Annotated in this window: 16 protein-coding genes; 7 read left to right on the top strand and 9 right to left on the bottom strand. The window is 56.3% G+C overall.

Annotated features, from left to right (window positions below; genetic code table 11):
* The first annotated feature begins 12 nt into the window (after positions 1-12).
* Together AC0TNG_RS09365 and AC0TNG_RS09360 are read left to right on the top strand one after the other, a co-directional pair.
* Positions 13-552 carry a YfaZ family outer membrane protein gene (locus tag AC0TNG_RS09365; protein WP_473713412.1) on the top strand — a complete coding sequence of 180 codons (540 nt, stop codon included), beginning with the start codon at positions 13-15 and terminating at the stop codon, positions 550-552.
* A gap of 93 nt (positions 553-645) precedes the next feature.
* Complete coding sequence (locus AC0TNG_RS09360) at positions 646-1,845, top strand: nicotinamide mononucleotide deamidase-related protein YfaY (RefSeq protein WP_024908210.1); 1,200 nt, start codon at positions 646-648, stop codon at positions 1,843-1,845.
* A 33-nt stretch (positions 1,846-1,878) separates the two neighbouring features.
* On the opposite strand, the gene glpC is transcribed toward AC0TNG_RS09360, so the two are convergent.
* Genes glpC through glpA form a run of 3 tightly spaced genes read right to left on the bottom strand, consistent with a single transcriptional unit; the run spans position 1,879 to position 5,901 of the window.
* A complete protein-coding gene (gene glpC / locus AC0TNG_RS09355; RefSeq protein WP_048992450.1) occupies positions 1,879-3,069 on the bottom strand; it encodes an anaerobic glycerol-3-phosphate dehydrogenase subunit GlpC in 1,191 nt (396 codons plus the stop codon).
* On the bottom strand, positions 3,066-4,283 hold the full coding sequence (gene glpB / locus AC0TNG_RS09350) for a glycerol-3-phosphate dehydrogenase subunit GlpB (RefSeq protein WP_417927625.1): 1,218 nt from the start codon (positions 4,281-4,283) through the stop codon (positions 3,066-3,068). Before glpB ends, glpC begins: the two co-directional genes overlap by 4 nt.
* Entirely contained in the window at positions 4,273-5,901 is a 1,629-nt protein-coding gene (gene glpA, locus AC0TNG_RS09345) for an anaerobic glycerol-3-phosphate dehydrogenase subunit A (protein ID WP_048992454.1), read from the bottom strand. Before glpA ends, glpB begins: the two co-directional genes overlap by 11 nt.
* A 251-nt stretch (positions 5,902-6,152) precedes the next feature.
* Between glpA and glpT the strand changes: the two genes are divergently transcribed.
* Together glpT and glpQ are read left to right on the top strand one after the other, a co-directional pair.
* Positions 6,153-7,505 (top strand): glycerol-3-phosphate transporter, encoded by a 1,353-nt coding sequence (gene glpT, locus AC0TNG_RS09340; protein WP_024908206.1) that lies wholly within the window; start codon positions 6,153-6,155, stop codon positions 7,503-7,505.
* Positions 7,506-7,516: 11 nt separating this feature from the next.
* A complete protein-coding gene (gene glpQ / locus AC0TNG_RS09335; protein WP_090419931.1) occupies positions 7,517-8,575 on the top strand; it encodes a glycerophosphodiester phosphodiesterase in 1,059 nt (352 codons plus the stop codon).
* Positions 8,576-8,674: 99 nt separating this feature from the next.
* Here glpQ and yfaE read toward each other — a convergent pair whose 3' ends face one another.
* From yfaE to ubiG, 4 genes are all read right to left on the bottom strand, one after another.
* Positions 8,675-8,929, bottom strand: a complete 255-nt coding sequence (gene yfaE, locus AC0TNG_RS09330; RefSeq protein WP_023325749.1) for a class I ribonucleotide reductase maintenance protein YfaE — start codon at positions 8,927-8,929, stop codon at positions 8,675-8,677.
* Positions 8,929-10,059, bottom strand: a complete 1,131-nt coding sequence (gene nrdB / locus AC0TNG_RS09325) for a class Ia ribonucleoside-diphosphate reductase subunit beta (protein WP_023312514.1) — start codon at positions 10,057-10,059, stop codon at positions 8,929-8,931. Before nrdB ends, yfaE begins: the two co-directional genes overlap by 1 nt.
* Positions 10,060-10,113: 54 nt before the next feature.
* Positions 10,114-12,399, bottom strand: coding sequence for a class 1a ribonucleoside-diphosphate reductase subunit alpha (gene nrdA, locus AC0TNG_RS09320; protein ID WP_032646595.1), 2,286 nt, complete (start codon positions 12,397-12,399; stop codon positions 10,114-10,116).
* Between the two features lie 347 nt (positions 12,400-12,746).
* Positions 12,747-13,475 carry a bifunctional 2-polyprenyl-6-hydroxyphenol methylase/3-demethylubiquinol 3-O-methyltransferase UbiG gene (ubiG, locus tag AC0TNG_RS09315; protein ID WP_024908203.1) on the bottom strand — a complete coding sequence of 243 codons (729 nt, stop codon included), beginning with the start codon at positions 13,473-13,475 and terminating at the stop codon, positions 12,747-12,749.
* A gap of 146 nt (positions 13,476-13,621) precedes the next feature.
* Here ubiG and gyrA point away from each other — a divergent pair, with 146 nt between their 5' ends.
* Positions 13,622-16,258, top strand: coding sequence for a DNA topoisomerase (ATP-hydrolyzing) subunit A (gene gyrA / locus AC0TNG_RS09310; RefSeq protein WP_024908202.1), 2,637 nt, complete (start codon positions 13,622-13,624; stop codon positions 16,256-16,258).
* A gap of 135 nt (positions 16,259-16,393) precedes the next feature.
* On the top strand, positions 16,394-19,240 hold the full coding sequence (gene rcsC / locus AC0TNG_RS09305; protein WP_061714731.1) for a two-component system sensor histidine kinase RcsC: 2,847 nt from the start codon (positions 16,394-16,396) through the stop codon (positions 19,238-19,240).
* Positions 19,241-19,329: 89 nt separating this feature from the next.
* Here rcsC and rcsB read toward each other — a convergent pair whose 3' ends face one another.
* Complete coding sequence (gene rcsB / locus AC0TNG_RS09300; RefSeq protein ID WP_003859405.1) at positions 19,330-19,980, bottom strand: response regulator transcription factor RcsB; 651 nt, start codon at positions 19,978-19,980, stop codon at positions 19,330-19,332.
* Positions 19,981-19,996: 16 nt separating this feature from the next.
* Positions 19,997-22,669 (bottom strand): phosphotransferase RcsD, encoded by a 2,673-nt coding sequence (gene rcsD, locus AC0TNG_RS09295; protein WP_090419925.1) that lies wholly within the window; start codon positions 22,667-22,669, stop codon positions 19,997-19,999.
* 743 nt (positions 22,670-23,412) lie between these two features.
* Here rcsD and AC0TNG_RS09290 point away from each other — a divergent pair.
* Positions 23,413-23,880, top strand: a 468-nt coding sequence (locus tag AC0TNG_RS09290) for a porin (RefSeq protein ID WP_473713410.1), incomplete at its 3' end; no start/stop codon positions are given.

The raw sequence follows: 23,880 nt of genomic DNA, 5'->3' as shown, positions 1-23,880 counted from the left end.
GGGATCACGACAATGAAAAAAGTGGCATTACTGGGCTTCGGCCTGATGGTTGTATCGGCGGCGGCGAACGCCATCAGCATTAACGGCTCGGCGGGTCAGGATTATACCCACCTGGGCTTTGGCATGGGTACCGAGACATCCGGTCTGGCGATGACCGGCGGCTGGACGCATAACGATGACGACGGCGACGCGGCCAGCCTCGGCCTGGGTCTCAACGTTCCTCTTGGCCCGTTCCTGGCCACCGTTGGCGGTAAAGGTATCTATACCAACCCAAATGACGGTGATGAAGGGTACGCGGCGGCAGTGGGCGGCGGCCTGCACTGGAAAATTGGCGACAGCTTCGGCCTGTTTGGTGAGTACTACTATTCGCCGGACTCCCTCTCCAGCGGTATCGAAAGCTATGAAGAGGCCAACGCCGGTGCGCGCTGGACCATCATGCGTCCGATTACCATCGAAGCTGGCTATCGCTATCTGAACCTGGCCGGTAAAGACGGCAACCGTGACAACGCGCTGGCCGACGGCCCGTACGTGGGCGTTAGCGCAGGCTTCTAATCACTCCGGCGCGGCGTTCTGTCGCGCCAGTTTCTCTCTTCTCCACCCCGCGTTTGCGCTATAGTGTTTTGACCATATAAGCGGGAGAACATAATGATTAACGTGGAGATGTTATCCACCGGCGACGAAGTGCTGCATGGACAAATTATTGATACCAATGCTGCCTGGCTTGCCGATCTTTTCTTTGAGCAAGGATTACCGTTAACGCGCCGCAATACCGTAGGCGACAATCTTGAGTCGCTGGTCGCTATTCTGCGTGAGCGCAGCGAGCACTGCGACGTGCTGATTGTGAACGGCGGACTCGGCCCCACCGGCGACGATCTCAGCGCGCTGGCCGCCGCGACCGCAAAAGGCGAAGGGCTGGTGCTGCACGAGGCGTGGCTTTCGCAGATGGAGCGCTTTTTCTCCGAACGTGGCCGCGTCATGGCCCCAAGCAACCGCAAACAGGCTGAAATTCCCGCCAGTGCTGAACTGGTCGATAACCCGGTGGGTACCGCGTGCGGGTTTGCTATGCAGCTGAACCGCTGCCTGATGTTCTTTACGCCGGGTGTGCCCTCAGAATTTAAAGTGATGGTCGAGCAGCAGATCCTGCCGCGCCTTCGCGATCGTTTTACCCTGCCTGAACCGCCGCTGTGCCTGCGTCTGACCACCTTTGGCCGCTCGGAAAGCGATCTGGCCCAGAGCCTCGATCATCTTCCGCTGCCGCCAGGCGTGTCCATGGGCTATCGCTCCTCCATGCCGATCATTGAACTTAAGCTGACAGGCCCGGCCGAACAGAAAGAAGCGATGCTGGCCCTGTGGCCCGAGGTGCAGCGCGTGGCGGGCGAAAGCCTGATCTTTGAAGGTACGGAAGGGTTGCCCGCGCAGATTGCGACGCATCTACAGGCGCGTCAGCTGAGCGTGACCTTAAGCGAGCAGTTCACCGGTGGCCTGCTGGCGCTGCAGCTGTCGCGCGTCAACGCGCCGCTGCTGGCCAGCGAAGTGGTGCCGTTCCAGCAGGAGACTCTCGCGCAAACCGCCCGCTGGGCGTCCGAGAGAAGGGTGAAGCATTTTGCCGGTCTGGCGTTGTTTGTCGGGGGGCTGGACGAGGAATACCTTAACTTCGCGCTGGCGACGCCGGAAGGCACCTGGGCGCTGCGGGTTAAAATGAGCATCACCCGCCATAGCCTGGCGGTGCGTCAGGAGGTTTGCGCGATGATGGCGTTGAACATGCTGCGCCGCTGGCTGAATGGCAAAGAGGTTGCCAGCGAGCACGGCTGGATCCATGTGGTCGAGTCGCTGTTCATCGAGTAAAACCTGTGCCGGGGCCTTTCGCCCCGGCACTGTTCAGCCCAGCGCCTTCGCCAGCAGGGTAATCGGATGTTCACAGCGCTTGCTGGTGGACATCTCAATCTGCCACTTGCAGGTTTCGCAGTCCGTTACCACGATATCCGCGCCGCTCTCTTCAATCTGACGGAACAGCGGGGCGCCAATCGCCTGTGACGTTTCGTAGTTTTCACGCTTAAAGCCGTAGGTCCCCGCAATCCCGCAGCAGCGCGAATCCAGCACCGTCAGCTCCAGGCCTGGAATAAGCCGCAGCAGCTCCAGCGTATAGAGCGACCAGCCCATCTTTTCCATATGACACGGCGTGTGATAGACCACTTTCAGCGGCAATTTTCCCAGCGGCAGCGTCTGCCCGCTATCCAGTTTGCGCCACAGGAAGCGCGTCGCCAGCTCGATGTGCTCGCGCAGGCCGGTGTTATCCACGTCCAGCAGATGCGGGTACTCATCGCGCAGTGTGAAGGTACAGGTGGACGAGGTCGCCAGCACCGGAATACCTTTATCGACAATGGCTTCGCGCAGGGAGGTGACATTGCTTTGAGCCTGCCTGCGCGCTTTATCGGTAAACCCGTTGGCAATTAGCGGTACGCCGCAGCACTTCTCTTTGTTCAGTAACTGAACGCCCGTGCCCATGGCGTTCAGCACCTTCAGTAGGTCTTTACCCAGCTGTGGGTGGTTGTAGTTCACATAGCAGCCGTGGAAAAAGGCCACCTGATCGGCGTACTGCGCCTGCTGTGCCGCGACGGATTTGTACCAGCGGCGGAAGGTGCCGTGAGAATATTTCGGCAGGCTGCGGTGATGGTCTATCTTCAGCGTGGCATCCAGCAACTGACGCACCGGTTTGAGCGAGGTCGCGGCATTCACGATGGGGGCAAAGGGCGTCGAGACGCTGCCCATCAGATCGGTGTGGCTCAGGATCGCATCGCGCAGTGTCGGTTTTTGCGTGCTGTAGCGCGCCCGGGCGCGCTGAATGATATCGCCGATTTTCACATCCGACGGGCAGGCGACTTCGCAGCGTTTGCAGTTAATGCAGTATTTCAGCGCTTCATCGTACAGCTTGCCGTCCTTCAGGCGCAGGCGCTCGCCGTCCGGCCCGGCCTGCTTTGGTCCGGGATAGCGTGGGTTAACGCCGCTGACCGGGCAGACGGTGGTACACACCGTGCATTTGATGCAGCTTTCAAAACGGGTGTCGTTCATTGTTCAGCCTCCGTGCGCTGGCTAATCTGCTCTGCCACATACAGCGCCGTGACGGCGCAGACCCCGCCACCGCATCCCTGGGCAATCGGATCGTACCCGCCCAGCAGCGAGCCGATGGCAAAGAGATTCCTGACGGGTTTACCGGAAAGCTGCGGATGCAGCTGGTTATCGACAATCACGCCGAACTGTTGCCAGGGCTGCGGCGAGAAGAAATCACTCTGATACCAGTCCGCGCGTGAGGCATGCTGGCGAACATCCAGCCCCATAATGGCTTCCCGGATGCCCTCCCGGCTGCTCAGCAGTCCGTTGCTGAAGAAGCTGCCGCTTGCCAGCACCGTATAGCGGGCGCGAAGCGGAATATCGTCGTGGTTGCGCGTCCAGATTTCGCTCACCGCGCCGTCGGTCAGGGTGATTTTTTTCACCTCATCACCCGCCATCCACACGCCGCCCTGCGCGACAAACTGACGCTGGAGCTGGGTATGCAGGCGAATGCCGGGTACGGAAGGGGGCAGCGTTGGCAGCAGGCCGAGCGAGCAGGGCAGACGATCCGAGAGCCAGCGCCAGAGCCGGTTGTCGCGTAAACCGAAGCAGGCGGGCATCAGTATGGCATCGCAGGTTTCGCCGAGCGGCCTGAGCGCGTCATACAGCAGCGGCCATTTGTCCTCGTTATCAAGAAAACGGGCGATATTCACCGCGCGAAACTCGCTCGGGTTATCGCGCAGGACATCAAGCTCGGGCAGTTCTATCTCTGCCGTTTCCGCGTTAACGCCCTGGCGACAGAGCGACGCCGCTGCGAGATGGGGCTGGAAATCCAGAAAGCCGCTAATCCCTACCACCCGCACACGTCCCGCGCGAATGGGGGCAATGGGCACCTCCTCCGGGCTGAGCCACGCGGAACGCAGGGTGCCGAGCGGCGTAACGCGCTGGTGATTGAGCCGGGCGCTGCCCTGCAGACGTGCGCCGCAGTCCGCCAGCAGCGCTTCGGTTTCCAGCGCAAAGCGGTCAATATGCTGCGCGCCAATCAGGTGATACGGGTGTTCCGGCGGCAGCTTATCGCGGTACGCTTCGTCCACCAGATCCAGCGAGCCCGACGAGAAGTGCAGGGCGCTCTGGCCCCGGGTGATAATGGCGCAGCGCAGCCCCTGCTTCGTGAGTTTGATGCCGCAGAGCAGGCCTGCCAGCCCGCCGCCGACGATGACGGTATCAAATTTCATCGCGTTGCTCCTTCTCAAGACCGCAAAGCCCCTGGTAGACCCAGCGGGTAAATTCGCTTTCCCGCAGGGCATCGCCCCAGGCGACAGGCTGAATGCCTTTCCAGCGCTCGTTTAAAAACGCGCTGAGCTGATCGAGCGACTGGGTGGCGGTGGTGGTGTGAAAACGCTGCAGCAGACCGGCGGCACGACAGGCGCACAGCTCGCCCTGACAGGTGCCCATTCCGACGCGGGTGCGGCGGCGAAGATCGAGCAGGCTGTTGACCGTCAGATTCTCCACTGCGTACTGCACCTCACCGGCGGTGACGGCTTCGCACTCGCACACCAGGCTGCGGCTCAGTCGTCCTTCACCGAGCCACTGTGGCGTTCTGTCGCCGTGGCGGTAAATAGCGGACCCGCGCAGCGGCGCGGGCAGGGAGATAATTTTTTGCAGCGTCTTCTCGGTGGACTGACGCGAGCCGGGCAGGGCTTGTTCTGCCGTCACGCACCGTTCGGTATTGCCCAGCTTGCGGCAGACGGCATCGGTCGCCCACTCGGCCATCAGGCGGTAGGTCATCAGCTTGCCGCCGGTGATGGTGATAAACCCGTCCATGCCGTCGCGTTCGGCGTGATCGAGCAGCACGATGCCCCGGCTGACGTTACGTCCGCTCGGGTCGTTGTCGCTGGCGACCAGCGGACGCACGCCCGCGTAGGCGCGAAGAATACGCGTCTGGGCCATCACCGGCGCCAGTTTTTCCCCTTCGCGCAGCAGGATGTCCACCTCTTCAGCAGTGACGCGGTTGTAGTCAATCTCACTGTAGTCCACGTGGGTTGAGGTCGTCCCGATTAACGAAATGGTATCTCCCGGCACGAGGATATCGGCGTCAGACGGTTTGCGGCAGCGGTTGATCACGTGGTTATTGATGCGGTGGTCTAGGATCAGCAGCGAGCCTTTCGCCGGGAACATGCGCACCGACAGGTCCGCGTATTCCGCAATCCGCTGCCCCCAGATCCCCGCCGCGTTGACCACAACGGCGGCATACAGCTCGCTGTGTTCGTTATATTGCGTATCAAGGATCCGCACGCCGCAGATACGATGGCCTTCGCGGATAAGCCCGGTCACTTCATGCCCGGTCAGGATGTGCGCGCCATGCTCGCGGGCGTCCAGCATATTGGCGGCGGTCAGGCGGAACGGATCGACGGTGCCGTCAGGGACCTTCACCGCGCCGATAAGCGCCGGGTTAACCGACGGTTCCAGCCACCGCGCCAGCGCCGGATCCAGGGCCTCAGCCTGAATGCCCGCGGCGCTGCAGGCGGTAATAAAGGTGTCCTGAAAGGCGAGATCATCTTCGGGAAGGGTAATAAAGAGGCCGTCGGTCGGCTCAATGCAGTGGCGGGCGATACGCTTGAGGATCTGGTTTTCAGCAATACATTCGCGCGCGGATTCAGCGTCGGTGACCGCATACCGCGCGCCGCTGTGCAGCAGGCCGTGGTTACGCCCGGTTGCGCCCGTAGCGATATCATGGCGTTCCAGAAGCGTGACGCTCAGGCCGCGAAGGGCGCAATCGCGTGCGATCCCGGCGCCGGTTGCGCCACCGCCAATGATTATCACATCGCTGTAGCGAGGATCGTGAATGGTCATTGTTTACCCTCTATGTTCGTTTTTTATCATTTAGCCATATTAATTTTGTGGTTTGTTTGATTTCGAACATAAACGCGCGGAATTCGAAAGTGAAACGTGATTTCATGCGCTTTTTTGCGCATTCTGTCATATTTCTGTAACAATCTGTGCGTTGATTCACAGTAACAATCACCGTGATTTCTTAACATCCCCGCCTCTGGAATTCAGGTGCGAGCCACCTGCTCATTCATTTCAAGGCCACGGAGGCTGTTATGCTCAGTATCTTCAAACCTGCGCCCCACAGGGCGCGTCTGCCAGAGGCAGAAATAGATCCGCTCTATCGCCGTCTGCGTTGGCAAATCTTCCTGGGGATCTTCTTCGGGTACGCGGCGTACTACCTTGTACGTAAAAACTTCGCGCTCGCCATGCCGTATCTGGTGGAGCAGGGCTTTTCCCGCGGCGATCTGGGGTTCGCGCTGTCGGGGATCTCCATCGCCTACGGTTTTTCCAAATTCATCATGGGCTCCGTGTCGGATCGCTCGAATCCGCGCGTGTTCCTGCCCGCCGGTCTGATCCTGGCGGCCGCGGTGATGCTGTTCATGGGCTTTGTGCCGTGGGCAACCTCCAGCATTGCCATCATGTTCGTGCTGCTGTTCCTCTGCGGCTGGTTCCAGGGGATGGGGTGGCCGCCGTGCGGACGCACCATGGTGCACTGGTGGTCGCAGAAGGAGCGCGGCGGCATCGTGTCGGTGTGGAACTGTGCCCATAACGTGGGTGGCGGTATTCCGCCGCTGCTGTTCCTGCTGGGGATGGCCTGGTTCAACGACTGGCACGCTGCGCTGTATATGCCTGCCTTTGGCGCCATCGTGGTGGCGATTTTCGCTTTCGCGCTGATGCGTGATACGCCTCAGTCCTGCGGCCTGCCGCCGATTGAAGAGTACAAAAACGACTATCCGGATGATTACAGCAAGGAGCACGAAGAGGAGCTGACCGCAAAACAGATCTTCATGAAGTACGTCCTGCCGAACAAGCTGCTGTGGTACATCGCGGTGGCGAACGTGTTCGTTTACCTGCTGCGCTACGGCATCCTCGACTGGTCGCCAACCTACCTGAAAGAGGTGAAGCACTTCGCGCTGGATAAATCCTCCTGGGCCTATTTCCTGTATGAATATGCCGGGATCCCAGGCACGCTGCTTTGCGGCTGGATGTCGGACAAGGTGTTTAAGGGTAACCGCGGTGCGACGGGCGTCTTCTTTATGACCCTGGTGACCATCGCGACGGTTGTTTACTGGCTTAACCCGCCGGGCAATCCATCAGTAGACATGGCCTGCATGATCGTCATCGGTTTCCTGATTTACGGTCCGGTGATGCTGATCGGCCTGCATGCCCTGGAGCTGGCGCCGAAAAAAGCGGCGGGCACGGCGGCAGGCTTTACCGGCCTGTTCGGTTACCTCGGCGGTTCGGTCGCGGCGAGCGCCATTGTGGGCTACACCGTTGACTTCTTCGGCTGGGACGGCGGCTTTATGGTGATGATCGGCGGTAGCGTGCTGGCGGTACTGCTGCTGATTGTTGTGATGATCGGTGAGAAACGTCACCACGCGGAAGTGCTGGCACGTCGTCAATAAGGAGCTTTACGATGAAATTAACTCAGTTAGCGACAGGCCTGCTGCTGGCGGGCCTGATGACAGGCTCCGCGCTGGCGGCGGATAAAATCGTTATTGCCCACCGTGGCGCGAGTGGCTATCTGCCGGAGCATACGCTGCCGGCGAAAGCGATGGCCTATGCGCAGGGTGCGGATTACCTCGAGCAGGATCTGGTGATGACGAAGGACGACCAGCTGGTGGTCCTGCATGACCACTATCTGGACCGCGTGACGGACGTGGCGGAGCGTTTCCCGGACCGCGCGCGAAAAGATGGCCGCTACTACGCCATTGATTTCACCCTGGCGGAGATCCGTTCCCTGAAGTTTACCGAAGGCTTCGAGATTGAAAACGGCAAGAAGGTGCAGGTCTATCCGGGACGTTTCCCGATGGGCAAATCTGACTTCCGCATTCATACCTTCCAGGAAGAGATTGAGTTTGTTCAGGGGCTGAACCACTCAACCGGTAAAAATATCGGTATCTACCCGGAGATCAAAGCGCCGTGGTTCCACCATCAGGAAGGAAAAGACATTGCCGCAAAGACGCTGGAGGTGCTGAAGCAGTACGGCTACACCAGCAAGAAGGACAAAGTCTACCTGCAGTGTTTTGATGCCGCCGAGCTGAAGCGCATCAAAACCGAGCTGGAGCCGAAGATGGGCATGAACCTCAACCTGGTGCAGCTGATTGCCTACACTGACTGGAATGAAACTCAGGAGAAACAGCCGGACGGGAAGTGGGTTAACTACAACTACGACTGGATGTTTAAGCCGGGCGCGATGAAGCAGATTGCGCAGTACGCCGACGGCATCGGGCCGGATTATCACATGCTGGTGGCGGAGGGCTCAGCGCCGGGCCACGTGAAGCTGACGGCGATGGTGAAAGAGGCGCACGACAGCAAGATGCAGGTGCATCCGTATACCGTGCGTGCAGACCAGCTGCCGCCGTATGCCACGAATGTGAATCAGCTTTATGAGGTGTTGTATAACCAGGCGGACGTGGACGGACTGTTTACGGATTTCCCGGATAAAGCGGTTGAATTCATTCACCGGAAGTAGGTTTTGTAGGTCGGGTAAGGCGAGGCCGACACCCGACAATCAGGCTCTGCGGCCTGATGCCCTTATTCCCTCTCCCACAGGGAGAGGGAATAAGGGCAATCACATCTCGATTTCGATATCGCCTTTTGCCCGGCAGCAGCAGGGCAAAATTTCCCCTTCGTTGATAAAGGCCAGCGGCTCGGTCAGCCAGTCTACCTGGCCTGCGACCAGACGGCAGCGGCAGGAGCCGCAGTAGCCGGAACGACACTGGTACTCTACTTCTACCTGATGCGCCTCAAGCGCCACCAGCAGAGAAGGGTGCTCCTCCCGACACAGTACCTCAGTGCCGGAAAGACTTAACGTGACGCGTGGCATCAGAGCTGGAAGTTGCTCAGGTCGTCAGTGTTGACTTCAGAATCAATCTGACCGACCAGATAAGAGCTCACTTCCACTTCCTGCGGCGCAACCTGCACGTTATCGGACACCAGCCAGGTGTTGATCCACGGGATTGGGTTAGAGCGCGTCTGGAACGGCAGGTCGAGACCGACAGCCTGCATGCGGATGTTGGTGATGTACTCAACGTACTGGCACAGGATGTCTTTGTTCAGGCCAATCATGGAGCCGTCGCGGAACAGGTAATCTGCCCACTCTTTCTCCTGCTGAGCCGCCAGTACGAACAGGTCGTAGCACTCCTGTTTGCACTCTTCGGCGATTTCCGCCATCTCCGGATCGTCCGTACCGCTGCGCAGCAGGTTCAGCATGTGCTGGGTACCGGTGAGGTGCAGGGCTTCATCGCGGGCAATCAGACGGATAATCTTGGCGTTGCCTTCCATCAGCTTGCGCTCGGCAAAGGCGAAGGAGCAGGCGAAGCTCACGTAGAAGCGGATCGCTTCCAGCGCGTTGACGCTCATCAGGCACAGGTACAGCTGCTTTTTCAGCGCACGCAGGTTTACGGTGATGGTTTTACCGTTCACGTTGTGGGTGCCTTCGCCCAGCAGATGCCAGTAGCTGGTCATCTCGATCAGTTCGTCGTAGTAATGGGCAATGCCTTCCGCGCGCTTCTGGATCTGCTCGTTGGTGACGATATCGTCAAACACCACCGCCGGATCGTTCACGATGTTGCGGATGATGTGGGTGTAAGAGCGGGAGTGGATCGTCTCGGAGAACGCCCAGGTTTCCACCCAGGTTTCCAGCTCTGGAATGGAGATCAGCGGCAGCAGCGCCACGTTCGGGCTACGGCCCTGAATAGAGTCCAGCAGCGTCTGGTACTTCAGGTTGCTGATGAAGATATGCTTTTCGTGATCCGGCAGCGACTGGTAGTCAATACGGTCGCGGGAGACATCCACTTCTTCCGGGCGCCAGAAGAAGGAGAGTTGCTTTTCAATCAGCTTTTCGAAGATGTCATATTTTTGCTGATCGTAGCGTGCCACGTTGACCGGCTGGCCGAAGAACATCGGCTCTTTGAGCTGGTCGTTTTTCGTCTGTGAAAAGGTGGTATATGCCATGAGTGTGTCCTAAAAACGTAGGCCGGGTAAGCGTAGCGCCACCCGGCATTTACATTAGATCTTACATGCGCCGCTTTCGCAGCCATCGTCCTGAATTGACGGAACCAGGTCGTCCTGCGCGTCTTCCGCACCGTCACGGGTGTTGTGATAGTACAGCGTTTTCACGCCAAACTTATAGGCGGTGAGCAGGTCTTTCAGCAATTGCTGCATCGGAACCTTGCCTGACGGGAAGCGCGTCGGGTCATAGTTGGTATTGGCAGAGATCGACTGGTCGATAAACTTCTGCATGATACCCACCAGCTGCAGGTAGCCGTCGTTGTTTGGCATTTCCCACAGCAGCTCGTAGTTGTTGCCCAGCGTTTCGTAGTCCGGTACGACCTGACGCAGCACGCCGTCTTTCGACGCTTTGATGCTGACGTGGCCGCGCGGCGGTTCGATACCGTTGGTAGCGTTAGAGATCTGCGAAGAGGTCTCGGACGGCATCAGAGCAGAGAGCGTGGAGTTACGCAGGCCGTGCGTTTTAATGGACTCGCGCAGGCCTTCCCAGTCGAGATGCAGCGGCTCGCTGACGATCGCATCCAGGTCTTTTTTGTAGGTGTCGATCGGCAGAATGCCTTTCGCGTAGGTGGTTTCGTTGAACCACGGGCACGCGCCTTGCTCTTTCGCCAGCTCGTTAGAGGCTTTCATCAGGTAGTACTGAATGGCTTCAAACGTCTGGTGCGTCAGGTTGTTAGCGCTGCCGTCGGAGTAACGCTTGCCGTTTTTCGCCAGCCAGTAGGCGAAGTTGATCACGCCGATACCCAGGGTACGGCGGCCCATCGCACCGCGTTTCGCTGCCGGGATTGGGTAATCCTGGTAGTCCAGCAGGGCGTCGAGGGCACGAACCGCCAGCACGGCCAGCTCTTCCAGCTCGTCCAGGCTCTTAATCGCGCCCAGGTTGAACGCGGACAGCGTACACAGCGCGATTTCGCCGTTTTCGTCGTTCACGTCTTCCAGCGGTTTGGTCGGCAGAGCGATCTCCAGGCACAGGTTAGACTGGCGCACTGGTGCAACAACCGGGTCAAACGGGCTGTGGGTGTTGCAGTGGTCAACGTTCTGGATGTAGATACGGCCGGTAGAGGCACGTTCCTGCATCATCAGGGAGAACAGGTCTACCGCCTTCACGCGCTGCTTGCGGATGCTGTCGTCTTTTTCATATTTGGTGTACAGACGCTCGAACTCGTCCTGATCGGCGAAGAACGCGTCATACAGGCCTGGAACGTCGGACGGGCTGAACAGGGTGATGTCTTCACCTTTCAGCAGACGGGTGTACATCAGCTTGTTGATCTGCACGCCGTAGTCCATGTGACGCACGCGGTTGCCTTCGACACCACGGTTGTTTTTCAGAACCAGCAGGCTCTCCACTTCCAGGTGCCACATCGGGTAGAACAGGGTCGCAGCACCGCCGCGCACGCCGCCCTGAGAGCAGGATTTTACTGCCGTCTGGAAGTGCTTATAGAACGGGATACAGCCGGTGTGGAACGCTTCACCGCCGCGAATCGGGCTGCCCAGCGCACGGATGCGGCCGGCGTTGATGCCGATACCTGCACGCTGGGAAACGTATTTCACAATGGCGCTGGAGGTGGCGTTGATGGAATCCAGGCTGTCACCACACTCGATCAGGACGCAGGAGCTGAACTGACGGGTAGGGGTGCGCACGCCAGACATGATTGGCGTAGGCAGAGAAATTTTGAACGTCGATACCGCATCGTAGAAACGCTTCACGTAATCCAGACGGGTATCACGCGGGTAGTTTGAGAACAGGCAGGCGGCCACCAGAATGTAGAGGAACTGGGCGCTTTCGTAGATCTCACCGGTTACACGGTTCTGAACCAGGTATTTGCCTTCGAGCTGCTTCACCGCCGCGTAGGAGAAGTTCATGTCGCGCCAGTGATCGATAAACCCGTTCATCTGCTCGAACTCTTCTTCCGTATAGTCTTCCAGCAGATGCGTGTCGTATTTGCCCAGCTCAACCATTTTCACCACGTGATCGTAAAGCTTCGGCGGCTCAAACTGGCCGTAGGCTTTTTTACGCAGGTGGAAAATCGCCAGACGTGCAGCCAGGTACTGATAATCCGGTGCTTCGCGGGAGATCAGGTCCGCCGCCGCTTTGATGATAGTTTCGTGGATATCAGACGTTTTGATGCCGTCGTAGAACTGAATATGAGAACGCAGTTCAACCTGGGAGATAGATACGTTGTTCAGTCCTTCTGCTGCCCAGTCGAGAACTCGATGGATTTTGTCCAGATTGATACGCTCGGTAGTACCGTCGCGCTTTGTCACCAGCAGACTCTGATTCATGTGGGTTTTACCTGTCCGTGAAATAAAAAATATCCCCCGCTTATCCACAGATCCGTCTTGTGACTAACTCTGTGGATAAATACTACATATAGGGGGTTTGCGATAAGAAAAACGCTATATGGTGAGTATTCTAGTATCGAATCTTTTCAGCACAAGGGTTGATTTTGACGTTAAATTGAGGTTGTGAAAGGGTAAAAAAGGCTAAGTCCTCGTACCGTAAGGCCTGGAAGACATGTCAATAATTAAGAAAAAAAATTCAAAATTTGATCGAGTGCTGATTTCTTCAACGAGAGGTCAGAATTGCGCAACATGATGTCGCGCAATCTTTATAAGAATAACGAATGACGTTAGTCGTTTTTGGCGGTTGTGTGCAACATATAGTTAACATCAACGCCCGGTGCGAGTTTGAATTTATTGGTCAGCGGATTGTAGTGCAGGCCGATGATGTGCTGCTCTTTGAGCCACGTCTGGTCAACCCAGCTTAACAGCTCTGCAGGCTTAATGAATTTCTTCACGTCGTGGGTCCCTTTCGGCACCATGCGCAGCACATACTCCGCGCCGACGACGGCCATCAGCCAGGCTTTAGCGTTGCGGTTGAGGGTTGAGAAGAAGACCTGGCCGCCCGGTTTTACCAGTTTTGCACAGGCGTGCACCACCGACTGCGGATCGGGAACGTGCTCCAGCATCTCCATGCAGGTCACCACATCGTACTGATGGGCGTGTTTTGCCGCGTGCTCTTCTACGGTTTCCTGCACGTATTCCACCTGTATACCGGACTCCAGCGCATGAAGGCGGGCCACCTGCAGCGGTTCAAAGCCCATATCCAGGCCCGTAACATTCGCCCCTTCGCGCGCCATGCTTTCCGCCAGGATACCGCCGCCGCAGCCGACGTCGAGCACTTTCTTACCGAACAGACCGCCGGAACGCTCCGCGATATAGCCCAGACGCAGCGGGTTAATACGGTGCAGCGGTTTGAACTCACCTTCGAGATCCCACCAGCGGGACGCCACCGCTTCAAATTTGGCAATCTCTTCGTGGTCAACGTTGTGAACCACCGGGGATTTTTCGGCATTCATGGGCGCTTTTACTCCTTATTTAGCAAGACGAATGAGTATATCAGGCAATCCCCGTGAATAAAGCGTATAGGTTTACCTCAATCACCTCGGCTGTGTTATAATTTGCGACCTTTGAATCCGGGATACAGTAGAGGGATAGCGGTTAGATGAGCGACCTTGCGAGAGAAATTACACCGGTTAACATCGAGGAAGAGCTGAAGAGCTCCTATCTGGACTATGCGATGTCGGTCATTGTTGGCCGTGCGCTGCCGGACGTCCGCGATGGCCTTAAGCCGGTACACCGTCGCGTACTATACGCCATGAACGTATTGGGCAATGACTGGAATAAAGCCTATAAAAAATCTGCCCGCGTCGTCGGTGACGTCATCGGTAAATATCACCCGCATGGTGATACCGCCGTTTATGACACCATCGTTCGTATGGCGCAGCCATTCTCCTTGCGCTACATGCTGGTAGATGGCCAGGGTAACTTTGGTTCAGTCGACGGCGACTCCGCTGCGGCGATGCGTTATACGGAAATCCGTATGTCGAAAATCGCTCATGAGCTGATGGCCGACCTGGAAAAAGAGACCGTTGATTTCGTCGATAACTACGACGGCACCGAGCGCATCCCAGATGTGATGCCCACCAAGATCCCGAACCTGTTGGTTAACGGTTCGTCCGGTATCGCGGTCGGTATGGCAACCAACATTCCGCCGCACAATATCACCGAGGTGATCAACGGCTGCCTGGCCTATATCGACGATGAAGACATCAGCATTGAAGGGCTGATGGAACACATCCCGGGCCCGGACTTCCCGACGGCGGCGATCATCAACGGTCGTCGTGGTATTGAAGAAGCGTACCGCACCGGTCGCGGCAAGATTTACATCCGTGCCCGCGCCGAAGTGGAAGCGGACGCTAAAACCGGCCGTGAAACCATCATTGTTCACGAGATCCCGTATCAGGTGAACAAAGCGCGTCTGATTGAAAAAATCGCCGAGCTGGTAAAAGAAAAACGCGTTGAAGGCATCAGCGCGCTGCGTGACGAGTCTGACAAAGACGGTATGCGCATCGTGATTGAGATTAAACGCGACGCGGTGGGTGAGGTTGTGCTGAACAACCTGTACTCCCAGACTCAGCTCCAGGTCTCCTTCGGTATCAACATGGTTGCACTGCACCATGGTCAGCCGAAGATCATGAACCTGAAAGAGATCCTGAGCGCGTTCGTGCGTCACCGCCGTGAAGTGGTGACCCGCCGTACCATCTTCGAACTGCGCAAAGCGCGCGACCGTGCGCACATCCTTGAAGCGCTGGCGGTTGCGCTGGCCAACATCGACCCGATCATCGAACTGATCCGTCGTGCGCCAACCCCGGCGGAAGCGAAAGCTGCCCTGATTTCCCGTCCGTGGGATCTGGGTAACGTCGCCGCGATGCTGGAACGTGCGGGCGATGACGCAGCGCGTCCTGAGTGGCTGGAACCTGAATTCGGCGTGCGTGACGGTCAGTACTACCTGACTGAACAGCAGGCCCAGGCGATTCTGGATCTGCGTCTGCAGAAACTGACCGGCCTTGAGCATGAAAAACTGCTCGACGAATACAAAGAGCTGCTGGAACAGATTGCTGAGCTGCTGCACATCCTGGGTAGCGCAGAGCGTCTGATGGAAGTGATCCGTGAAGAGCTGGAGCTGGTCCGCGATCAGTTCGGCGACGAGCGCCGCACCGAAATCACCGCGAACAGCTCTGATATCAACATTGAAGATCTGATCAACCGCGAAGACGTGGTGGTCACCCTGTCTCACCAGGGCTATGTGAAGTATCAGCCGCTGACCGACTACGAAGCACAGCGTCGTGGCGGTAAAGGCAAGTCTGCGGCACGTATTAAAGAAGAAGACTTTATTGACCGCCTGCTGGTGGCTAACACCCATGACACGATCCTCTGCTTCTCCAGCCGCGGTCGTCTGTACTGGATGAAAGTCTATCAGCTGCCGGAAGCGAGCCGTGGCGCACGTGGTCGTCCAATCGTTAACCTGCTGCCGCTGGAAGCGGACGAACGTATCACCGCCATCCTGCCGGTACGCGAGTACGAAGAGGGCGTGAACGTCTTTATGGCGACCGCCAGCGGTACCGTGAAGAAAACCGCGCTGACCGAGTTCAGCCGTCCGCGTTCTGCCGGTATTATCGCCGTGAACCTGAACGAAGGCGACGAGCTGATCGGTGTGGATCTGACCTCCGGTTCTGATGAAGTGATGCTGTTCTCTGCGGCCGGTAAAGTGGTGCGCTTTAAAGAGAACGCCGTCCGTGCGATGGGTCGTACCGCGACGGGCGTGCGTGGTATCAAGCTGGCTGGCGAAGACAGCGTGGTTTCTCTGATTATTCCGCGCGGTGAAGGGGCTATCCTGACCGTAACGCAGAATGGTTACGGTAAACGTACGGCGGAAGGGGAATACCCAACCAAGTCTCGCGGCACGCAGGGCGTTATCTCTATCAAAGTTACCGAGCGCAACGGTTCCGTTGTGGGCGCGGTGCAGGTGGACGATGCGGACCAGATCATGATGATCACCGATGCCGGTACGCTGGTGCGTACCCGCGTGTCTGAGATCAGCGTGGTAGGGCGTAATACCCAGGGCGTAATCCTCATCCGTACAGCGGAAGATGAGAACGTGGTGGGTCTGCAGCGCGTTGCTGAGCCGGTGGATGACGAAGAGCTCGACTCCATCGACGGTAGCGTTGCGGAAGGCGATGATGATATCGCGCCGGAAGTCGACACTGACGATGACGCAGCGGATGATGCTGACGAGTAATGTCTTCTGATGCAAAAAAGGGCCGGATTCCGGCCCTTTTCTTTTGCACAAGCAGATAAGTCAACGTTGCGACCTGGCGCGTTTACCGCTACCTTAACCACATTCTTTTGACCCCGACGGCGGAGCCTCGCCCCCTTGAAATACCTCGTCTCCTTTCGTACTACGCTGAAAGTCTCTCGCTATCTGTTTCGGGCGCTGGCGCTCTTGCTTTGGCTGCTGGTGGCCCTGTTCTCGGTGTTTTACATCGTTAACGCGCTGCACCAGAAAGAAGCGGAGATCCGCCAGGAGTTTAACTTAAGCTCCGACCAGGCCCAGCGCTACATTCAGCGAACGTCTGACGTGATGAAGGAGCTGAAGTATATTGCCGAAAATCGTCTGACGGCGGAAAACGGCATCCTTGCGCTTCGCGGGCGTGATGACAAAACTGAAGTCCCGGATTTCCAGCCGCTGTTCCCGGACTCCGATTGCTCCACCATGAGCAATTCCTGGCGCGGGTCGCTGGAATCCCTTGCCTGGTTTATGCGCTACTGGCGCGACAATTTCTCCGCCGCCTATGACCTGAACCGCGTCTTCCTGATTGGCAGCGAGAATCTCTGCATGGCTGACTTTGGCCTGCGCGACGTGCCCGTTGAGCGTGACGATGCGCTGAAAAGCCTGCATGAACGTATTGTGAAATACCGCAATGCGCCGCAGGACGAACGCGGCAATAACATCTTCTGGGTGAGCCAGGGCCCGCGTCCGGGCGTGGGCTATTTCTACGCTCTGACGCCGGTGTATCTCGGCAATCGCCTGCAGGCGCTGCTGGGGATTGAGCAGACCATTCGCATGGAAAACTTTTTCACCCCGGGCAGCCTGCCCATGGGGGTGACCATTCTGGATGAAAACGGTCATCAGCTGATCTCGCTTGCCGGACCGGATAACCGGCTTAACGTCGAACCCCACTGGATGCAGGAGCGGTCGTGGTTTGGCTATACCTCGGGTTTCCGCGAGCTGGTGCTGAAGAAGAGCCTGCCGCCTTCCTCGCTGAGTATCGTCTATTCGCTGCCGGTGGACATGGTGCTTGAGCGGATACGCATTCTCATCATGAATGCCATTCTGCTGAACCTGATCGCGGGTGGGGCTCTGTTCACCCTGGCGCGCATGTATGAACGAAAAATCTTTATTCCCGCCGAGAGCGACGCCCAGCGGCTGGAGGAACACGAGCAGTTTAACCGGAAGATTGTCGCTTCGGCGCCGGTGGGGATCTGTATTCTGCGTACCCAGGACGGTACCAACATCCTGAGTAACGAACTGGCACATAACTACCTGAATATGCTGACGCATGAGGACCGGCAAAGGCTGACGCAAATTATCTGCGGTCAGCAGGTTAACTTTGTCGACGTGCTCACCAGCACGCACACCAACCTGCAGATTAGCTTTGTCCATTCCCGCTATCGCAATGAAAACGTGGCGATTTGCGTGCTGGTGGATGTCTCCGCGCGCGTGAAAATGGAAGAGTCGTTGCAGGAGATGGCGCAGGCGGCAGAGCAGGCCAGCCAGTCGAAATCCATGTTCCTTGCGACCGTCAGCCACGAGCTGCGAACGCCGCTGTACGGGATCATCGGTAACCTCGACCTGCTGCAGACGAAAGAGCTGCCGAAAGGGGTCGACAGGCTGGTGACGGCGATGAACAACTCCTCCAGCCTGCTGCTGAAAATCATCAGCGATATTCTCGACTTCTCTAAAATTGAGTCTGAGCAGCTGAAAATCGAGCCGCGGGAGTTCTCGCCGCGCGAGGTCATGAACCATATCAGCGCCAACTATCTGCCACTGGTCGTGCGTAAACAGCTGGGGCTCTACTGCTTTATTGAGCCGGATGTGCCGCTGACGCTGCACGGCGATCCGATGCGCCTGCAGCAGGTCATCTCTAACCTGCTCAGCAACGCCATTAAATTCACCGATACCGGCTGTATTGTGCTGCACGTCTGTCGGGCGGGGGATTACCTGAGCATTCGCGTGCGCGACACGGGCGTCGGTATCCCGGCGAAGGAAGTGGTTCGTCTGTTCGATCCGTTCTTCCAGGTCGGTACCGGCGTGCAGCGTAACTTCCAGGGAACCGGACTGGGGCTGGCGATTTGTGAGAAGCTCGTCAGCATGATGGACGGTGATATCTCGGTGGATACCGAGCCCGGCATGGGCAGCCAGTTCACCATCCGCATTCCGCTCTATTCGGCGCAGTATCCGGCAAAATCCACGGTAGACGGGCTGAGCGATAAGCGCTGCTGGCTGGCGGTGCATAACGCCTCGCTGAATGACTACCTGACGGCGCTGCTTGCCCACAGCGGCGTGAGGGTGTGCCGCTATGAAGGTCAAACGCCGGACGTGGACGATGTGCTGATCGCCGACGAGATGCCGGATCAGCCGTGGCAGGGAAGAGGGTCGGTGCTCTTCTGTCGTCGCCACATCGGCATTCCTGTCGAGCGTGCGCCTGGGGAATGGGTACATAGTGTCGCAACCCCGCACGAGCTGTTGAGCCTGCTGGCGCGCATCTACAAAGTGGAGCTGGAAGAGCGCGACGGCGCGGGCGGATTGCCGTCACCCGAGTCTCTGGCGTCAGTGAATGACGATATGATGATTCTGGTGGTGGATGACCATCCGATTAACCGCCGCCTGCTGGCTGACCAGCTTGGATCGCTGGGCTACCAGTGCAAAACGGCCAATGACGGTGTGGATGCGCTGAACGTGCTGAGTAAAAATCATATTGATATCGTACTTAGCGACGTCAACATGCCAAACATGGACGGCTACCGTCTGACGCAGCGCATCCGACAGTTGGGCCTGACGCTGCCGGTGGTGGGCGTAACGGCGAACGCGCTGGCGGAAGAGAAGCAGCGCTGTCTGGAGTCAGGCATGGACAGCTGTCTGTCGAAACCGGTGACGCTGGACGTGCTGAAGCAGACATTGTCGATTTACGCGGAGCGCGTGAGAAAAACAAGAATATAAAAAAGGCCCGCAAGGGCCTTTTAAGCTTTTCACCCTCTCCCGGTGGGAGAGGGGCGGGGTGAGGGCATCAGGCCGCACACCCGTTGAGATCAATCCTTGTCCGTTGCGCTCAGCGTGACGGAGGAGAGATAGTTCAGCAGTGCAATATCGTTGTCCACGCCAAGCTTCATCATCGCTGATTTCTTCTGGCTGCTGATGGTTTTAATGCTGCGGTTCAGCTTCTTGGCAATCTCGGTCACCAGGAAACCTTCAGCGAACAGGCGCAGAACTTCACTCTCCTTCGGCGACAGGCGTTTGTCACCGTAGCCACCCGCGCTGATTTTTTCCAGCAGACGAGAGACGCTCTCAGGCGTGAACTTCTTGCCTTTCTGCAGCGCAGCAAGCGCTTTTGGCAGATCGGTCGGTGCGCCCTGTTTCAGCACAATCCCTTCGATGTCTAGATCCAGAACCGCGCTCAGGATCGCCGGGTTGTTGTTCATGGTCAGAACAATGATCGAGATATCCGGGAAGTGACGTTTAATATATTTGATGAGCGTGATCCCATCACCGTACTTGTCTCCAGGCATGGAGAGATCGGTAATGAGCACGTGTGCATCAAGCTTTGGGAGGTTATTGATCAGTGCTGTAGAGTCTTCAAATTCACCGACTACATTCACCCACTCGATCTGTTCAAGTGATTTGCGAATACCGAACAGTACAATCGGATGGTCATCGGCAATAATTACGTTCATATTGTTCATGTATAAGGCTACCTTGCTACAGCAAGCTTTTGACGTAGGCGTCAATGTCGCTGATGTATTTTTCAATGCCAGAGGCATCTTTCTCACGAATTAGATGTTCCAGCGTTTCACATAACTGCTTGCCGGGAACCAGATTAAGCATGGCAAACACCCCTTTAAGCCGGTGTGCTGTCTGTGCCAGCGCTGCAAAATCATTCGCAGCGGACTCAGTATACAACCGCTTAACATCATCTGGTACTGTATCAACAAAGAGTGAATAGTATCCGCTGGCGTGAAGCTCGGCATTTTCATTGCCGCCTAACGGGGATTCCGCTATCTCTTCCTGCGCCAGCTGCTCTTCTATTAGTTGTAGTACAGCTTCCTGCATCGCATTGCTTATATTAAAGTTGACGCGCAGCTGGCCAGGGCCGATTTTCCGCACGCCTGACTCATCATCGCTTAAAAGCAAGCCGGAGGCAGTAAGATTAGACGGATTATCAGTTAAAAACAGATCAAATTCTTGACTTGCAAGTCTTTCATCCGGCGTGATGCAGGCCGCACCCCAGTTTTCTAACTGGCGAACGACAATATTGCGGATCTCGTTCGAGGTCACATCGACCATCACCACGACATCATCCAGCAGACGTTCTTCATCTTCTTCCTGCGGATTGGCCGCCATTTTCACGTGCAGAGAATAACGGGTGCCGAGGGATTCACGGGCTTTGATATTCAGATGGCCGCCGAGCTTACGCGCCAGCTGATCGCACAGCCAGAAGGTCAGGGCATTGGCCTTGCCGTAGCGATCGCTTTGCGTGTCATTCAGGAACGGGAAGTGCAGATTATCAATTTCACTCGTGGTGACGCCTTCCCCGGTGTCCAGGATGCGGAACGTCAGGCGGTCTTCTGCTGACTCCTCAGTGCCAACTTCGAGGGTGATCTTGCCAATCTGCGTGGTGGTCACGGCGTACTGAATAATCATCAGCAGAATACGCCGCAGCGCTTCACGATCGCCGTGGCGTTCGTCATTCGCAGGGAGATTGTTATTGATCAGCAGCTGCAACCCTTTGCGCTTAATGACGGGCAGCACTTCCGGCACCACTTCATCGATCAGTTCCTGAATGGAGAAGAGGGTTGGCGTACCCTTCCAGAAATCATTCTCCAGCATGTTTGCCAGCTGGATCTCATCGACCATTCTGACCAGCGAATCGGCCTGGCAGGCAAGCTGGTGGCTTTCAGCGGTGTTTAACGCCGCCGCCTGGGTCGCCAGCGTTTTTAACGGCTGCTTGAAGGCATCGCCAATGTTCTGCATGAATGCGGCGCGCCCCTGCTGGTTTTTCTCATACAGTCTTTGTGCTTGCTTGAGCTTTTTATTGACCAGCACTTCGCGATCCTGGTCGCGAATAATGAAGATTTGCGTGCGGGGAGCCACCTGGCTGCGGAACTGACGGATTTCGTACAGTTCATTGTTGATGGTGGCCTGAATCACTCCCTGATGCTGATCCGCCATGGTGGTGATGTTCTGCAGGTTAAGATGCGGTAGCAGATGGTCGGCAATTTTGTTGCTCATCACCGTACGATTCGCCTCCTGGTCGTGAACTAAGACCCCAAGTGGCAGCACGGAAACAATCTCTTCATTCAATGCACGCAATACGCGCAGCTCATTGCTGGTGCCGGCCGGAACCGCAGAGGCGTCGCTCTGACGACCCGACTGGAAACGGAAGGTGCTGTAGCCAAACAGCGCCAGCGCCAGCAGACCGATATTTAACAGCAGAGGCAGCAGGATATTTTGCAGGGTATCGAGCAACAGCGTGCCAAACGGCACCTGCCACACCAGACGCATACCGGTCGAATTCAGCGATGAGGCAATTTCGATTTTCGAGCCGTTAAAGGAGATCGATACGCTCTCTGCGGCCTCTTTGTCAGACGCCGCCCGCATGTTCTGGGTGCTGCTGTCGGGCTCCAGACGGAAGCTGTCGAGCGGCATGTCCGGCGGGATTAAATCATTAATCGGTAAATCGAAGGCCACTACCGTCGCCAGGTGTCCCGGCTGGTTGAACGTAGTGCGCAGGGTAAAATAATGACCGTTTTGCCAGGCCAGACGACGCAGGGAAGAGAAGCTCTCACGTTCATCGAGGGCATTCGCCTGCTGCAGCATCTCTGCCCGGCGGGAATCGACGATGCTGCCCACGGTGGTCTCTTTAAACCCGGAAGAGAGATCTTTTAACGGCAACGTTGAGATCAGGATCATGCTGTTGTCCTGACCGTTCAGATAGTACATCGACCATGGCACCGTTTCGGCACCCCAGAGGGTATCCAGATAGGTTGAAATACGCTGCGTCATCTCAAGCGTCGCGCTGTCGTGAGAGCCAAAAATAAGCGCCTCGGTCTTACGCTGCGGTTTTTCGAGATAGTAGACATCCTGCTTAAGCCGTGTCTCCTGAAGTCCATCTCCGGACGAGGAGGCCGGGGCGGCCGCGATATTGTCGTAAATCTGCCAGGTGGCGTAGCGCCAGGTATCGATGCGCTTATGCACGGCATGGGTGATATCGACGACCTGATAGCTCTTATCCTTCAGCCAGGCGTTAACCGCGCTTTGTACCATCACCCCCATGGTCACTAACAGCACAACGATCAAAAGAAGAAAGAAACGGGTGATGCTCCCGGGAAGGAGGGAAAATTTGCTCGGGGCGGTAGTTTCAGTCTGACTCATTGATATCTTTAACCCGTCATGGTCATGCTCTGTGGCGATAGGGCAGTATAAAGGGTAATAACTGAATTTCCAGCGCCACTGCCCGGGAAAAGGCGACTTTTTCAACGGACAATATCGGCGGCAGGTGACGCACTAAACATGTACAAACACGCCGTGCGCGTACAAATAATAAGTGCGCTTAGCTAGCAAATAGCACGAATTAACAAGAAATTAAGTTTTACATCAATATTCCGCTAGCGAAGGATAGCGGTGAAGATTTAGTTAATAGTCGTTACAGTTTCGGTGCGGTAGCACAAAAAATGAGAAGTTACGTAAAGAAAGGTAAAAAAAAAACCGAATGCGAAGCATCCGGCTCAATTAGGGATAAACAGACATTCAAAACTGAATGACGGTAATAAATAAAGTTAATGATGATAGCGAGAGATATTTTAGAGATTAGGCGCGATCTTGTTTTGTCATTCAGTGCTGTAACGATTTTTATTATAACTTGTTGATTTTTATGTGTGTTATTTTTCTTTTGATTATAAGTGCTAAATTTCTAAGCTATTTGTGCTTTGTAAAAGTTCCTTGATATTTACATTTTGAAACATGTTCACAGATAAATGAAACATCTTCAAAGTTTTCGTATCATATTCGCATTGGATTATTCTGTGATTTTGCGGAGAATGAAATTGCCGACTGGTTAATGAGGGTTAACCAGTAAGCAGTGGCAATTATAAGGCATATAACAGAGGGTTAATAAAATGAAAGTTAAAGTACTGTCCCTCCTGGTACCAGCACTCCTGGTGGCAGGCGCAGCAAATGCGGCCGAAATTTATAACAAAGATGGCAACAAATTAGATCTGTACGGTAAAGTTGATGGTCTGCACTATTTCTCTGACGACAAGGGTAACGACGGCGACAAGACCTACATGCGTCTTGGCTTCAAAGGCGAAACTCAGGTTAACGATCAGCTGACCGGTTACGGCCAGTGGGAATACCAGATTCAGGGCAACACCACTGAAGGTGACAATCAGTCCTGGACGCGTGTGGCGTTCGCGGGTCTGAAATTCGCTGAGGCGGGTTCTTTCGATTACGGTCGTAACTACGGCGTAATCTACGACGTAACTTCCTGGACTGACGTTCTGCCAGAATTTGGCGGCGATACCTACGGCGCTGACAACTTCCTGCAGCAACGTGCTAACGGCGTCGCGACCTACCGTAACCAGGAC

Source organism: Enterobacter sp. PL_is514, from assembly GCF_055816715.1.
Note: the sequence above shows the minus strand (reverse complement) of the source record. Positions and strands in the feature narration are given on the sequence as shown.

What these genes read in the sequence shown, in the direction of transcription:
- AC0TNG_RS09365 (WP_473713412.1), top strand. Translation starts at nt 13, where the DNA reads ATGAAAAAAGTGGCATTACTGGGCTTCGGCCTGATGGTTGTATCGGCG.
- AC0TNG_RS09360 (WP_024908210.1), top strand. Translation starts at nt 646, where the DNA reads ATGATTAACGTGGAGATGTTATCCACCGGCGACGAAGTGCTGCATGGA.
- glpC (WP_048992450.1), bottom strand. Translation starts at nt 3,069, where the DNA reads ATGAACGACACCCGTTTTGAAAGCTGCATCAAATGCACGGTGTGTACC.
- glpB (WP_417927625.1), bottom strand. Translation starts at nt 4,283, where the DNA reads ATGAAATTTGATACCGTCATCGTCGGCGGCGGGCTGGCAGGCCTGCTC.
- glpA (WP_048992454.1), bottom strand. Translation starts at nt 5,901, where the DNA reads ATGACCATTCACGATCCTCGCTACAGCGATGTGATAATCATTGGCGGT.
- glpT (WP_024908206.1), top strand. Translation starts at nt 6,153, where the DNA reads ATGCTCAGTATCTTCAAACCTGCGCCCCACAGGGCGCGTCTGCCAGAG.
- glpQ (WP_090419931.1), top strand. Translation starts at nt 7,517, where the DNA reads ATGAAATTAACTCAGTTAGCGACAGGCCTGCTGCTGGCGGGCCTGATG.
- yfaE (WP_023325749.1), bottom strand. Translation starts at nt 8,929, where the DNA reads ATGCCACGCGTCACGTTAAGTCTTTCCGGCACTGAGGTACTGTGTCGG.
- nrdB (WP_023312514.1), bottom strand. Translation starts at nt 10,059, where the DNA reads ATGGCATATACCACCTTTTCACAGACGAAAAACGACCAGCTCAAAGAG.
- nrdA (WP_032646595.1), bottom strand. Translation starts at nt 12,399, where the DNA reads ATGAATCAGAGTCTGCTGGTGACAAAGCGCGACGGTACTACCGAGCGT.
- ubiG (WP_024908203.1), bottom strand. Translation starts at nt 13,475, where the DNA reads ATGAATGCCGAAAAATCCCCGGTGGTTCACAACGTTGACCACGAAGAG.
- gyrA (WP_024908202.1), top strand. Translation starts at nt 13,622, where the DNA reads ATGAGCGACCTTGCGAGAGAAATTACACCGGTTAACATCGAGGAAGAG.
- rcsB (WP_003859405.1), bottom strand. Translation starts at nt 19,980, where the DNA reads ATGAACAATATGAACGTAATTATTGCCGATGACCATCCGATTGTACTG.
- rcsD (WP_090419925.1), bottom strand. Translation starts at nt 22,669, where the DNA reads ATGAGTCAGACTGAAACTACCGCCCCGAGCAAATTTTCCCTCCTTCCC.